Origin of the sequence: Venatoribacter cucullus (assembly GCF_016132445.1) — a bacterium.
GTDB lineage: Bacteria > Pseudomonadota > Gammaproteobacteria > Pseudomonadales > Oceanobacteraceae > Venatoribacter > Venatoribacter cucullus.
Window position 1 is genome coordinate 298,667 of record NZ_CP046056.1, and the last position, 13,137, is coordinate 311,803.

A 13,137-nucleotide genomic window follows, 5' to 3' on the forward strand; every position below is an offset into this window, starting at 1 on the left:
CCCATCCGGACGGCGTTATGATCCGCACCCATTTAATTACCGGTTTCCTTGGCGTTGGCAAAACCACCGCCATTCTGCACCTGCTGCAACACAAGCCGGCCCATGAAAAATGGGCCGTGCTGGTGAACGAATTTGGCGAAGTCGGCGTCGATGGCGCCATTCTGGCGGCGCAGGGCGCGGTGGTGAAAGAAGTACCGGGCGGCTGCCTGTGCTGCGTCTCCGGTCTGCCGTTTCAGATGGGTCTGAACATGCTGATTGCCCGGGAAAAACCCGATGTGCTGCTGATTGAGCCCACCGGCCTTGGTCATCCGCGCAATATTCTCAATACCCTGCGCAACGAACATTACCGCGACATTCTCAGCATTGGCGCGGCGCTGTGCATTCTCGATCCGCGTCATCTGCTTAACCCGCGTTACACCGGCAATGATGTCTACGCCGACCAGATTCAGCTGGCCGATGTGCTGGTGGCGAACAAAACCGACCTCTGTGGCGATGCGGAGCGCGCCGCGTTTGAGCAGTTGCTGGCCGACGCGCAACCGCCCAAAAGCGGCTCGGCCTGGGTAACGCAGGGACAGTTGAAGCCTGAGTTATTGTTGTTACCGGCTGATCCGCAACGGTTGGCGCTGCACCCGGATGCTCACGAGCATAACCGTAAAGAATCCCTGCCGCTGGTGTTGCCGCTGGCCGCTGGTGAAACCTGCCGCCGGTTGCAGAATCAGGGCCAGGGCTATTATTCGCTGGGCTGGCTGCTGCGCGGTGATCTGGTATTTTCAGCCCGCGCGCTGCGAAACTGGCTCGGCAGTCTGGACATCGAACGGGCCAAAGGGATTGTGGCGACCGACGAAGGCCCGCTGGTGCTGAATATGCGCGATGGCGTGCTCAGTGATATGCCAACCCGCCAGCCGGAAGAAGGGCGTATCGAACTCATTGATGCACAGCCGCTGGCAGTCGAGCTGTTGGAACAGGCGATGCTGGCCTGCCGGCTGGAAGAGTGAATTGCATCCCTGCAACCCTCGCTCCATCCGGGTGCCCGTTGCCGGCTAAGCCGGCTTCCCTGAGTCGGGTAAAGGCCTCAGCCTATGCGGCTGAGCAGGGCAAACTCATGTACCAGCGCCCGCAGTCGCAGCCCGCGCCCCGGTTGTTCACGGTACAGGTGGCTGAGCACAAAAAAGGGCTGGTACAGATAATCAAGACACAGCTGCCGCCAGGTGGAGGGCAGGCTGGTGTTCAGCGCGGCATCGCGCAAGGTGTTGTACAGCCGGGTCAGCCAGCTTTCCTGCAGGGCCGTCAGTTGCCGTTGGCCCGCTGTGCAGGCCATTTCCAGCCCCAGATCCAGATACTCATTCAGCCAGTCGGCGTGCAGCTCCAGCCCTTTATGGCTGCGTATTTGTTGCTCCAGTTGTTCCAGCTGTTGGACCACCGGCAACGGTGCGGCAGCGGGTAGCAGACTCAGGTGGCGCGCAGTAGTGGGGCTGTGGGGTAGTACCGACTGCGGCGGAATGCGGGCCAATTGCAGCATGATGACTCTCCTTGGGAGTGGCGGCGCTGATAGAAAATCAACATAATGATAATTATTATCATTTGCAAGCGTTTTAATGGCGACTGCGTTAGCCTGTTGCGGAGCGAACTCCGTTATAATCTCCGCCTTTTCCCGCCAGGACAGATGTATGCAGGTGCTGATCATTTTTAACCCCGCCGCCGGTACTGCCAGTCAGCAGCTGATTGACGCCATTGAGCAGCGCCTGCAGCAGGCCGGGGTGACGGTGCAACGCTACGCCACCCGCCACGCTGGTGACGCCATGGACTATCTGGCGGCTTATGAAGGTGAATTGGATGTGGTGGCCGCTGCCGGAGGTGACGGCACCCTCAACGAAGTGGTGAACGGCATGCGCCAGCGCGATAACCAGAGCTGGCGACTGGCCATTATTCCCACCGGTACCACCAATGTGTTGGCCACTGAACTGGGTATTCGCCGGCGCGCAGGGGCGCTGGCGCAGATGATTCTTAATGGCCGCGAGCAGGCGCTGTATCCGGGCCGTATTAACGGCCGCCGTTTTTTGCTGATGGCGGGTGTGGGCTATGACGCCTGGGTGGTGGATAAGGTCGATCTGGCGCTGAAAAAGAAAGCCGGCAAACTCGCCTATGTAAAATCCATGCTGCAGCAGCTGCGCCATTTCGGCCGTAAACAATACCGCCTGCAGGTAGACGGTGTGCCCTATAGCGCCAGCTCGGTGGTGATGACCAATGGCCGTTGTTACGGCGGTTCTTTTATTATTTCCCGTCAGGCAGACCTGCGCGCTCCGACCACCCAGGTGCTGATGATGAACGGCGGCAGCCCCTGGGCGCTGTTGCTGTCGTTGCTGGGCTTGCCGCTGGGGCTGATGGAAAAAATGCCCGGCATTGTGTCGGTGCCGGCGCGCCGGGTCGATATTGAATTGGTGGGAGAGCAGGCCGAACCGGAACCGGTGCAGGCCGATGGAGATTCGCTGGCGCAATTGCCGCTGCAGCTGGTGATGGAAGAGCAGCCGTTACGGGTGCTGGTGCCTTAAACGGTGCCGTAATGAAGACGATCAGAATGTTATTGCGGCAACCGTGTGCGCCATGGATGGCGCGCTCGAGCCCCCAGGGATGGGTTTACGGCGAGTTGCAGCAATAACTTCTGATTGGGTGTTCAGTTGAACGAGATGGTGTATGCGTTAGCGCTCACCGCCACTCGAATGGCTTTTCTTCCCCACGGATCAGTTTGATCCAGCCGCTGCTGCTTTCCTCGCCCTCGGTTTCCTGCCAGCCGCTGTCGGAACAGCGCACTTCCACGCCTAAGGCGGCATGAGCGGCGCGGCCGCAATCGAGGTCGGTGGCCCAGGGCGTGTGGTTTTGCTTAAACCACAGACTGGCAAAATTTTTCTCCGCCTGCGGGTTAAAAAACACATCCATCGTCTCGCCGTTATGGCCACAGCGCCAGTGCTGGGCAGACACCTCCAGCACAGGTTCACCCAGCGCCTGTTGCAGCCATTGCTGCACCTCCGCGGCGCTGGCTTTCATCAGATAAATCTCAAGATCGGGAAATCGTTCAGTCATCGCGGCGGCCTACGGTCAGGATGCGTAATACACTGAGCGCAATATACCCGAGCGCGGCACAAACGCCACCGCCCACGGCCAGCACCAGCCCCAACAAACTGACTAATTCCTGCTGCAACGACGGCAGAAACCATTTTTGTGCCAGCACAATCAGCCCCATGCCGGCAAAAAAAATGGCCGCGCCCAGTACAAATAAACGCAGATTTTCCCGTTCTTTTTCCGCCCGCTGTAACAGCCATTGGCGCAGGCGGGCAGGACGGCTGGAATGGCTCATAGTGGCTTCCGCTGGGCATAAAGCCGGCAGCATAACAAAAAATCTGCAACAGTCTGTAGCCCAAGGCAGGGCAGACCCGGCGGGTTATTTCTGGTAAAAACGGCCGGCTATTTTAATAAAAGGAAAACACCATGAGCAGTATCTGGTTTGCCACCCCCGACATCGCCCTGATGAACCGTCAGATGCAGAATACCGCCTGCAGTAACCTGGGCATTGAAATTACCGAAATCGGAGATGACTGGGCAAAAGGCACCATGCCGGCCGATGAGCGCACCTTTCAGCCGGTGGGGCTGGTGCACGGTGGCGCCAATGTATTGTTTGCCGAAACCCTCGGCAGCATGGCCGCCAACCTCTGTCTGGATAACAGCAAAGAATATGCGGTGGGGCAGGAAATTAACGCCAACCATCTGCGTGGCGTGCGTTCCGGCACCTTAACCGGCATCGCCAAACTGGTGCACCGGGGCCGCACGTCGCAGGTGTGGGAAATCCGCATCCTGAATGACGAAGGCAAACTCAGCTGCATTTCGCGTTTAACCATGGCGGTTGTTCCGGCCCGCTGAGGCATACGGCTTGGTCATCGGCCCGCAGCGGGGTAACCTGCTGCGGTGATTCCACAGGACCGCATTATGGCCAACCTTGCCGGACAGAATTTTGTTCCCTGCGTGTGTTTTATTCTGCTGCGCGATGGCTGCGTGCTGCTGGAGCAGCGCCGCGCCGATAAAAGCACTGACCCTGGCCGTATTATGATTCCGGGCGGCCATATCGAAGCCGGCGAATCCCAGCTGCAGGCGTTGCAGCGCGAGCTGGCCGAAGAACTGGGCCTGCAGGCGGTGCAGCCACGCTACGTTTGTTCTTTATTACACCCCACCTCGGAATTGCAGCTGCTGCACTATTACCTGATTACCGACTGGCAGGGCGAGCTGTGCGCCCATGAAGCCGAGCGGGTGTTCTGGCACCCCGTTAGCGAACTGGCCGGGCTGGATTTGTGCCCGGACGACATCGCTATTGCCGAAGCACGGAGGCTGTACCTGTGAATCCCTTGCACTTACCCACCCTGGCATTTTTCAGCCCGGCGCAGTTACGCAGCCGCGGGCAAGGGCAGAGTATTGTCTATGGGCTGGCCCCCGGCCCCTTTGGTCTGTTCTTTGTTGCCACATTGAATAACGAAGTCATCCGCAGTGCTTTCGGTGAGGGTGCCGCTGAGTCCGCACTGCTACAGCAGCAATGGCCGCAGGCGCTCTGGCAGCGCGACGATGCCGTTGCCACTGCGGTGGTGCAGGCGCTGTGGGGCGGCGCCCCGGCCGCTTTATCGGCACGGGTGGGCGGCACGGCATTTCAGCAAGTCGTGTGGCAGGCCTTACTGGCGGTTCCTTATGGGCAGCATTGCTCATATCAGGCGCTGGCCGTCGCTGTCGGTAAACCGCAGGCCGCGCAGGCGGTGGGTAATGCCGTGGGTGCCAATCCGCTGGCCGGTATTATTCCCTGCCATCGGGTGCTGCCGCAGCGTGGCGGGCTGGGTGGCTTTCGCTGGGGTGTGAGCATCAAACAGCAGTTGCTGGACTGGGAAGCCGGGCAACACCGGCCAGATTAACCCGGCGTTGGGCCGCACAAAAAACCAACACCCGCCGCCAGCCCGCATTGGCTGGTGCATTGGTCTGGTTATCGTCAACTTATCCCATAAGTTATCCACAGAATCTGTGGATGTAATGGCCTCTTTGTCCCCATGCTGCGGAAAACTTTTTACCCTTTGTAGGTATTTTTTGAATTGGCAAGACTTGCAGGTAAATTTTTTCTGTGAAATTCAAAAATAGTCGCTGAGCCTTGAAAAATAAGGTTTTTTTATTAATTTTTCGCGTTGGTGAAAAAATACCCGGTTTTTGGCAGAGGCCGGCATTATGGGGTTCAGGGCAGTTCTCAAAAGAATACTCACAGAATTATCCACAGAATCTGTGCGTAACTTCAGGGTTGACAGCAACAACTTATGCACAAAATGCCGCTGACCGCTTGACGGCGTTATTGGTCTTATGTTTTGCGCGGATTAACAGCCAAAAAAAGGCACAGCGCCCTCACGCTGTGCCTTAGGGAGTCTCTGAATAACTCAGTGCTCGCTCTGGATTGCAGAAAAGTTCTGAATCACGAAGCCGGGTTGCGGTGGCATTTGACCAAAACACCGCAGCAGGAAATTGTTGCCCTCACAACAACCTCATGCCGTCAGAATAAGGCGGCCCCCGGGCCTTGTCGCTGTGACAGGTTGTCGCACCTGTAGCGGCCGGCACTACGCCAGAACGCTGCTGTGGTTGTCATGGCGCTGTCATCCGCTTGCCATCAAAGCGTCAATAAAGCGCAACCCGTCTGTCACAGCCGCAGCATTGAATAAAACCATACCGGTTAACAGCGGGGCAGGTATGAGTCTTACGCGGCGGAATTTTCTGCGCAGTTCGGCAGCAGCCACCTCAGGTTTAACACTGCTCGGCGGTGCGGCCGGAGCCACGGCTCAGTCCTGGTTACCGGCTTTGTTGCCCGCCTCAGACCCCCAGTCCCCTCCACGCAGTCACGCTTATCCTTTTCAGCATGGGGTGGCCAGCGGTGACCCGCTGACGGATGGCGTGATGCTGTGGACCCGCATCAGCCCACCGCCAGACTGGCAGGGGCCGCTGGCGTATCGCTGGCACCTGGCGCTGGACCCGCTGTGTCAGTGGCTGGTGGCCACCGGGGAAGGCAGCACCGATGCCAGCCGCGACTTCACCGTAAAGGAAGACGTGCGCGGTTTAAGCGCTGGTCAGACTTATTACTATCTGTTTGAAGCGCTGGGGCAGATTTCCGATACCGGCCGCACCCGGACCTTGCCGCAAGGCCGGGTGGAACATCTGCGGCTGGCTTATACCTCCTGCGCCAACTACGCCTGCGGGCATTTTAATGTGTACCGCGACATCGCCGCCCGCGCCGACCTCGATGCGGTGCTGCATCTGGGGGATTACCTGTACGAAGACGCCGACCATGAGCGTGCGCTGGTAAGTGGTCGCTTACCCTTGCCGGCCCGGGAACTATTGTCGCTGGATGATTACCGTACCCGGCACGCCTGCTACAAAAGCGACCCGGATCTGCAGGAAGTCCATCGCCAGCACCCGTTTCTGCTGATCTGGGACGACCACGAATTTGCCGATAATGCCTGGCCGGGCGGGGCGCAGAACCATACCGAAGGCGACCTGAACCGTGGTGGCGAAGGCGCCTGGACAGAACGCCTGGCGGCCGCCCGGCAGGCCTATTTTGAATGGATGCCGGTGCGTGAACAGCCTCATGGTGGCCTGTACCGCAATGTGCGTTGCGGTGATTTGCTCGATCTGAATCTGCTCGATACCCGGCTGGCCGGGCGTGACCAGCAAGCCACCACGCTGGAACAACGTAATCAGCCTGAACGCACCCTGTTGGGGGCTGCGCAGGAAGACTGGCTGCAACAGCAACTGCAGCAGTCGGTACAGGATGGCGTGTGCTGGAATCTGCTCGGCCAGCAGGTGATGCTGGCACAGCTGGGTACCAATTCCATGCCGTTTAACTATGACCAGTGGGACGGTTATCCGGCTGCCCGGCAACGGCTGTTTGACAGCGTACGGGCCGCGGGCGCAGAGAATCTGGTGGTGCTGACCGGTGATATTCATTCCAGCTGGGCGCTGGAACTGCACGACGACCCCTTTGCCAGCGCTGCAGGGCAACCCATTGGCGTAGAGCTGGTCACGCCGGCGGTGACTTCACCAGGTATTGAGCAGTTTGCCCAGGCCCGGCTGGCCGCCCATTCGTTAACGGGCTTGCTGCCACACCTGAACTTTGTCGATTTTTATCATCGTGGCTATGTGCTGCTGGATATCACCCACCAGCGGCTGCAGGCGCAGTGGTGGGTGGTGGATAATATCCGCTCGCCGCGTTATGTGAGTGAATGCTTGCGGGCGCTGGATATTCCCGCCGGCCGGGCGCAGTTGCAGCCGGCGGCGACACTGGCGGGCCCAGTGGCTGCGCCGGCTCTGGCGCCGCAGGCTCCGGCCGAACTGGCCTGGTTACGGCACTGGCAATCCGCGCCGGCGCTGAACCCGCAACAGGCGCTGGCCAGCCATGCGGCGCCAGCGCATAAGCTGGCGCTGGTATTACCCGACAGCTGAGCGGATTTACTGCTGCAGAAAGCGCAGTGCATCCACGGCACTGCGTTGCGGAATTTCTTCCATCGGCATGTGGCCGCAGTCGTCGTAAATCACACTTTCGGCCTGCGGTAATGCCTGGCGGAATTTCTCCACGTGGGCCACCGGAATCCAGCCGTCGTTTTTGCCCCACATAATCAGTACCGGCTGTTTTACCTGCTGCAGAGGGCGCGTATCAAACCCGCCCCGGTTGCGGACAAAACGCAGCACGGCGGCAGCGGCCATACGGTTACCCGGGCGCATTAATAAATCGTAATAACGGTCCATTACCGGCTTCTGCAGCCGTTCTTTCCGGCCATAGGTAGTGCGTACGATGGCGTACAGCGCTTTGCGCGGCAGCGGAGTACGGGCGGCCAGCCAGCCACCGAACGGCAGCCCCATGCTCAGCAGTACCATGGGCGGCATAAAGAAGAAGCCGGCACTGTCGAGCAGAATGATTTTCTGCACCTTATGCGGAAAGCGTGCGGCAAATTCCCAGCTCATCCAGCCGCCCAGTGAATTGCCCACCATGTGCGCCTGCTGAATATTCAGCGCATCGGTAAACTCATTCAGGAAGTCGCTGTACAGATGCTTACGTATGCCTTGCGGGTGCGGGCCGGTTAAGCCGAAGTTCGGGTTGTCGATGCTGATAACGCGGAAATGCTGGCTGAGAATATCCGTCCAGTCATTCCAGGTGTGCAACGAAGCAAAAATACCGTGCAGCATAATCACCACCGGTGCCCCGGGGTTGCCGGTATTATTCACATCACGGTAATGCACGCGCATACCCTGCAGCTCCAGGTAGCGGGAATCGGGCAGTTCATGGCGGCGCTGCAGTTCGTCCAGGGCAATGGCACCGGCTTCACCGGTAAAAGGACTGAACATGGCGTTCCAGGCTTGTGACAGCATGGGGGAAATCCCGTGGTAACCGAAAAAAGCCATTCTGCGGTGCGGGTACGGGAAAGATAAGGGACGTTTACGCCAGATGCTGGCCGGAATTCCCCCCTGGGGTGGTTTGTTGGCCACTGTGCCGGTGGTAGACTGCTGGCGCTTACCAATGGACTTCTTGCGGTAGCTCTTACCCCATAAATATTCTGTTAATAACAAGGATTCAGGCGATGGAAAACCTGCTCAATATTGTTTTTTCGGTCGAAGCCTTTGCGCTTATTTTTATTCTGGTGGTGCTGAAAAAGAGCATTATTTTTGTGCCACAGAACCGCGCCTGGCTGGTCGAGCGTTTTGGTAAATTTCTGGCCACCAAAGAAGCCGGCCTTAATTTTGTGGTGCCCTTTATTGACCGCGTGGCGGCCGACCGTAGCCTGAAAGAACAGGCCATTGATGTACCGAGCCAGTCGGCCATTACCCGCGACAACATTACCCTGAGCGTGGATGGCGTGCTGTATTTCCGCGTGCTCGACCCCTACAAAGCCACCTACGGTGTGGACGACTATATTTTTGCCGTAACCCAGCTGGCGCAGACCACCATGCGTTCCGAACTGGGCAAGCTGGAACTCGACCGTACCTTTGAAGAACGCGCCACACTGAATATCAACATTGTTCAGGCTATTAACGAAGCGGCAGAGCCCTGGGGTATTCAGGTGATGCGCTATGAAATTAAAGACATTACCCCGCCACGTTCGGTGATGGATGCGATGGAAGCGCAGATGAAAGCCGAGCGGGTAAAACGTGCGCAGATTCTGGAATCCGAAGGTAATCGCCAGGCCGCTATTAACGTGGCCGAAGGTGCCAAGCAAGCTCAGGTACTGGCGGCGGAAGCCGATAAAACCGAACAGGTTCTGAACGCCGAAGGTGAAGCCAAAGCCATTCTGGCCGTCGCTGCGGCCAAGGCTGAAGCACTGCGTAAAATCGGTGAAGCGGCGAATACCGTTGAGGGTCAGAAAGCCATTCAGCTGGATCTGGCCACCAAGGCCATTGAGGCCAAACAAGCCATTGCCAAAGAATCCTCCGTGGTGTTGCTGCCGGATAATGCAACCGATGCCAGCTCGATGGTGGCGCAGGGCATGGCCATTATTCACGCCATGAACCAGAAGGTCTGATCTATGGAATTTATTCTGCAGCATTTACCAAAATTTCTGCTGGTTGTTGGTGTGGGCGCACTCATTATTGAAGTGGCCATTTTAGGTTTTGCGACCTTTGTGTTGCTGTTTCTGGGCGCATCGCTGGTGATTACCGGTTTGCTGATGCACATCGGATTATTACCCGCCACCATGATGGTCGCGCTGTGGAGTAATGCCTTACTGACCAGCATTCTTGCGCTGGTGTTATGGAAGCCCCTGCGCAACCTGCAGAACAACCATATTCAGCGTCAGCCGGTGGAGAATGACTTCACCCGGCACGAATTTGTGCTGGAGCAGGATGCCGATGTGCAGGGAAAAACCGAACATCAGTATTCCGGTGTGCGCTGGAAAGTGAAAAGCGAACAGCCATTGGCTGCCGGTACGCGGGTGGAAGTGGTGAAAGCCGATGTCGGCGTGCTGTGGGTTAAAGAAAAAGCCTGATGCCAGACTGGCTGACCGACCTTGCCGCCCAGCCCTGGCTGCTCAGTTATGGCGGTTTATTTGTGCTGGCGTTTCTGTCGGCCAGTTTATTGCCCATGGGGTCGGCCTGGTTGGTGTTATTGCTGCTCAGTCAGGGCGAAAGCCCGCTGCTGGTGTGGCTGATTGCCACGGCCGGCAACACGCTGGGCAGTGTGCTGAATTACGCGCTGGGTTATTACGCCCGCCACTGGGTGCAGGCGCGGCAATCGCGTGAGCGCTGGCAGCAGGCCGAACGCTGGTTCGACCGCTACGGTATCTGGAGTATGCTGCTGGCCTGGTTACCCATTATCGGTGACCCGCTGACGCTGGTGGCCGGCGTATTACGGGCGAATTTCCCGCTCTTTCTGATCTTGGTAACCCTTGGCAAAGCGGCCCGTTACGCCGTACTGATTGCCGGATATCTGGCCGTTGCGCCAGGCAGTTAAACAGGAATACACATGAGCACCAAACCAACCCAGGGCGATGCGACCCGCATTATTCATAACCGCCGTCATGCCGATGCGGAAGGCAGCCCTTACGCACCCTTGTACACCACCACCACCTACCGCTTTGAAAAAACCGCCGATCTGCTCAACGTTATCAGCGGCAAAGATGACGGTAATCTGTACACCCGCTGGGGTTCCAACCCCACCATTCAGGAACTGGAACAAGGCCTGGCGCAGCTGGAACAGGCCGAGGCGGCGCTGGCCTTTGGTTCTGGCATGGCGGCTATTTCCGCCGCCCTGCTGGCGCTGGGGCGCAACGGCATTGTCTGCGTGGGGGATTTGTACGGCGGCACGCAGGAACTGCTGAAACAGTGCCAGCTGCTGGGATTTCCGGTGACCTTATTGCTGAAAGAACAGCAGACCGAACTGGCGCAGGCGCTGCACACGCCGGGCATGTTGGTGTATTGCGAAACGCCGGCCAACCCGACCCTGAGCATTCTGGATATTTCCGAACTGGCCAACGTGGTCCACGCCCATGGTGCGCTGCTGGCGGTGGATAACACCTTTGCGTCGCCCATTAATCAGCAGCCCTTAACCCTGGGTGCGGATGTGGTGCTGCACAGCGCCAGTAAATATTTAGGTGGCCACAGCGATATTACCGCCGGCGCCTTAATGGCCAGCCTGGAGTTGGTGCGCAAAGTGGCGCCGTGGCGTAAAAATTTCGGCCAGATTATTGCCCCGGAAGTGGCGGCGCTGCTGGCGCGCAGTTTACGCACACTGCCGCTGCGCATACGCCAGCACAACGACAATGCCTTAGCCGTGGCGCAGGCCATGCAGAATCACCCGAATATTCGCCGCGTGCTGTACCCCGGCTTGCCAGATTTTCCTGGCCATGCCCTGGCTGCACAACAGATGCAGGGCTTCGGTGGCATGCTCAGCATGGAAGTAGACGGCGGTTTTGAACAAGCGGCGGCGGTGGCCGATAACCTGCAGTTATTTCTGCTGGCCACCAGTCTGGGCGGGGTGGAAAGTCTGGTCAGCCAGCCCTGTGCCACCAGCCATTATGCCCTGAGCGCAGAAGAACGCCGGCAACGTGGCATCAGCGATGGCTTATTGCGGTTATCGGTGGGGCTGGAAAATGCCGAGGATTTAATTCACGACCTGCAGCAGGCGCTGGCCAGGGTATTCAGTTAGGCGATTTTCCACTCAGCGGCGCGGTTTCTTCGCGCCGCCGCCGCTGCGTCCGGCTGATGGTGCTTTACCGCCGCTGCGTCCGGCCGGGCGAGCGGGCTGCTGCTTACCACCATTGCGTGACCCGGAGCGTGGCGCGTTGGCTTTTGGTGGGGTATGACGGGTACCGGCATCCGGCTTAGTGCTTTTGCTGCCCGTGCTGTTTTTATTACCCGCTGCCTTGCCCGGTTTTGCGTCTTTATTGGACTGCGCCGCTGCAGGTTTCGGGCGATTGGTTTTGCGTGGCCGCGGGGATTTTTCGGCGGTTTTGCTGGAGTCGGCCACCATCTCATTAATAACGTCCATTTCCGCCCGGGTCAGCTCGCGCCATTGGCCGGCTTTTAAACCCGTAAGGCGAATATTCATCAACCGCACCCGGATCAGGCGGGTGACGTTATAGCCCAGAAATTCCGTCATTCGACGGATCTGCCGGTTCAGCCCCTGGGTCAGAATAATATTAAAAGTAGTGGCATTAATGCGGCGGATTTTACAGGGCAGGGTGCGGGTGCCGAGAATCGGCAGACCGCCACTCATTCGTTTCAGAAAGGCTTCATCAAAGGGGCGGTTTACCGTTACCACATATTCTTTTTCATGGGCATTACCGGCGCGCAGAATGCGGTTCACAATGTCGCCGTCGTTGGTTAATAAAATCAGCCCTTCCGATGGTTTATCTAGCCGGCCAATGGGGAAGATACGCTGGCGGTAACGCACCGCATCAATAATATTGCCCGGCACCGACTGGTCGGTGGTGCAGGTAATGCCCACCGGCTTGTTGTACACCAGGTAAACCGCTTGTGGCTTGGCGCGCAGCCGTTTGCCGTCCACCATCACCTCATCGCCGGGCTGCACCTGCACGCCGTTATCCGCCACCTGGCCGTTTACCGTAACTCGCCCTTGTTCAATGAACTCATCGGCTTCGCGGCGCGAACAGATACCGGTATCGCTGATGTGTTTGTTCAGGCGGATGCCGGCGGTGGATTCATCAGACATGGGGTACTCGCTGTGACGGTGGGCTGGGTAATCGTTGTGCGGGGTAAAGGATACCGGACAATCGGGTCGGGGTCAGGTGCGGGAGGGCGGTTTTGCCACGGCCAGCGCCCGGTGAGCTCCAGATCCAGCGTGAAACTGAGGAAGGTGCGGATAAGAACAACCAATGCCAATACGCCAATCGATTCAAAGGTGAGCTCCACCGCCACGGTATGAACAATATCGGCGGCGATAAGAAACTCTAACCCCAGCAAAATTCCCTGGCCGAGCACCTGACGGACGTTACTGAAAACATCCTCTTTCGCATGCCCTTTAATGAACAGCACGACGCCCATGATCAGCGATACCGTAGCGAACAGAATGATGACCGCCAGACCAAGCAGTTCAACGCCTGCTGCACACCATTCTGCAATGGGTCT

Annotated in this window: 16 protein-coding genes; 10 read left to right on the forward strand and 6 right to left on the reverse strand. The window is 58.2% G+C overall.

The genetic code is table 11. The features are described 5' to 3' along the window. Positions 1–17 precede the first annotated feature (17 nt). Complete coding sequence (locus tag GJQ55_RS01495) at positions 18–995, forward strand: CobW family GTP-binding protein (RefSeq protein ID WP_228345739.1); 978 nt, start codon at positions 18–20, stop codon at positions 993–995. 77 nt (positions 996–1,072) lie between these two features. Here GJQ55_RS01495 and GJQ55_RS01500 read toward each other — a convergent pair whose 3' ends face one another. Further along, entirely contained in the window at positions 1,073–1,519 is a 447-nt protein-coding gene (locus GJQ55_RS01500) for a hypothetical protein (RefSeq protein WP_228345740.1), read from the reverse strand. A 148-nt stretch (positions 1,520–1,667) separates the two neighbouring features. Between GJQ55_RS01500 and GJQ55_RS01505 the strand changes: the two genes are divergently transcribed. Continuing rightward, a complete protein-coding gene (locus tag GJQ55_RS01505) occupies positions 1,668–2,549 on the forward strand; it encodes a diacylglycerol/lipid kinase family protein (protein WP_228345741.1) in 882 nt (293 codons plus the stop codon). A 154-nt stretch (positions 2,550–2,703) separates the two neighbouring features. Here GJQ55_RS01505 and GJQ55_RS01510 read toward each other — a convergent pair whose 3' ends face one another. Together GJQ55_RS01510 and GJQ55_RS01515 are read right to left on the reverse strand one after the other, a co-directional pair. Continuing rightward, entirely contained in the window at positions 2,704–3,078 is a 375-nt protein-coding gene (locus tag GJQ55_RS01510; RefSeq protein WP_228345742.1) for a hypothetical protein, read from the reverse strand. Further along, positions 3,071–3,352, reverse strand: coding sequence for a hypothetical protein (locus tag GJQ55_RS01515; RefSeq protein WP_228345743.1), 282 nt, complete (start codon positions 3,350–3,352; stop codon positions 3,071–3,073). Before GJQ55_RS01515 ends, GJQ55_RS01510 begins: the two co-directional genes overlap by 8 nt. Positions 3,353–3,483: 131 nt before the next feature. Between GJQ55_RS01515 and GJQ55_RS01520 the strand changes: the two genes are divergently transcribed. The 4 genes from GJQ55_RS01520 (at position 3,484) to GJQ55_RS01535 (ending at position 7,503) form a co-directional block, all read left to right on the forward strand. Further along, the gene (locus GJQ55_RS01520) at positions 3,484–3,912 is read left to right on the forward strand and encodes a hotdog fold thioesterase (protein ID WP_228345744.1); all 429 of its coding nucleotides are present in this window, start codon (positions 3,484–3,486) and stop codon (positions 3,910–3,912) included. Between the two features lie 66 nt (positions 3,913–3,978). After that, positions 3,979–4,386 (forward strand): NUDIX hydrolase, encoded by a 408-nt coding sequence (locus GJQ55_RS01525; protein ID WP_228345745.1) that lies wholly within the window; start codon positions 3,979–3,981, stop codon positions 4,384–4,386. Beyond that, the gene (locus GJQ55_RS01530) at positions 4,383–4,943 is read left to right on the forward strand and encodes a methylated-DNA--[protein]-cysteine S-methyltransferase (protein WP_228345746.1); all 561 of its coding nucleotides are present in this window, start codon (positions 4,383–4,385) and stop codon (positions 4,941–4,943) included. The genes GJQ55_RS01525 and GJQ55_RS01530 overlap by 4 nt, the downstream gene beginning before the upstream one ends. An 814-nt stretch (positions 4,944–5,757) precedes the next feature. Then, positions 5,758–7,503 carry an alkaline phosphatase D family protein gene (locus GJQ55_RS01535; RefSeq protein WP_228345747.1) on the forward strand — a complete coding sequence of 582 codons (1,746 nt, stop codon included), beginning with the start codon at positions 5,758–5,760 and terminating at the stop codon, positions 7,501–7,503. Positions 7,504–7,509: 6 nt separating this feature from the next. Here GJQ55_RS01535 and GJQ55_RS01540 read toward each other — a convergent pair whose 3' ends face one another. Next, positions 7,510–8,427, reverse strand: coding sequence for an alpha/beta fold hydrolase (locus tag GJQ55_RS01540; protein ID WP_228345748.1), 918 nt, complete (start codon positions 8,425–8,427; stop codon positions 7,510–7,512). Positions 8,428–8,636: 209 nt separating this feature from the next. Between GJQ55_RS01540 and GJQ55_RS01545 the strand changes: the two genes are divergently transcribed. From GJQ55_RS01545 to GJQ55_RS01560, 4 genes are read left to right on the forward strand one after another with little or no spacing between them, the layout of a single operon-like run. Next, the gene (locus GJQ55_RS01545) at positions 8,637–9,575 is read left to right on the forward strand and encodes an SPFH domain-containing protein (RefSeq protein ID WP_228345749.1); all 939 of its coding nucleotides are present in this window, start codon (positions 8,637–8,639) and stop codon (positions 9,573–9,575) included. A 3-nt stretch (positions 9,576–9,578) separates the two neighbouring features. Beyond that, on the forward strand, positions 9,579–10,037 hold the full coding sequence (locus GJQ55_RS01550; RefSeq protein WP_228345750.1) for an NfeD family protein: 459 nt from the start codon (positions 9,579–9,581) through the stop codon (positions 10,035–10,037). Beyond that, the gene (locus tag GJQ55_RS01555; RefSeq protein ID WP_228345751.1) at positions 10,037–10,501 is read left to right on the forward strand and encodes a YqaA family protein; all 465 of its coding nucleotides are present in this window, start codon (positions 10,037–10,039) and stop codon (positions 10,499–10,501) included. The genes GJQ55_RS01550 and GJQ55_RS01555 overlap by 1 nt, the downstream gene beginning before the upstream one ends. 12 nt (positions 10,502–10,513) lie before the next feature. Further along, positions 10,514–11,695: a trans-sulfuration enzyme family protein gene (locus GJQ55_RS01560; protein ID WP_228345752.1), complete on the forward strand. Its 1,182-nt coding sequence runs from the start codon at positions 10,514–10,516 to the stop codon at positions 11,693–11,695. A 12-nt stretch (positions 11,696–11,707) separates the two neighbouring features. On the opposite strand, the gene rluF is transcribed toward GJQ55_RS01560, so the two are convergent. Together rluF and GJQ55_RS01570 are read right to left on the reverse strand one after the other, a co-directional pair. Further along, complete coding sequence (gene rluF, locus GJQ55_RS01565; protein ID WP_228345753.1) at positions 11,708–12,721, reverse strand: 23S rRNA pseudouridine(2604) synthase RluF; 1,014 nt, start codon at positions 12,719–12,721, stop codon at positions 11,708–11,710. Beyond that, positions 12,688–13,053 carry a DUF1622 domain-containing protein gene (locus tag GJQ55_RS01570; protein WP_228345754.1) on the reverse strand — a complete coding sequence of 122 codons (366 nt, stop codon included), beginning with the start codon at positions 13,051–13,053 and terminating at the stop codon, positions 12,688–12,690. The genes rluF and GJQ55_RS01570 overlap by 34 nt, the downstream gene beginning before the upstream one ends. Positions 13,054–13,137 lie beyond the last annotated feature (84 nt).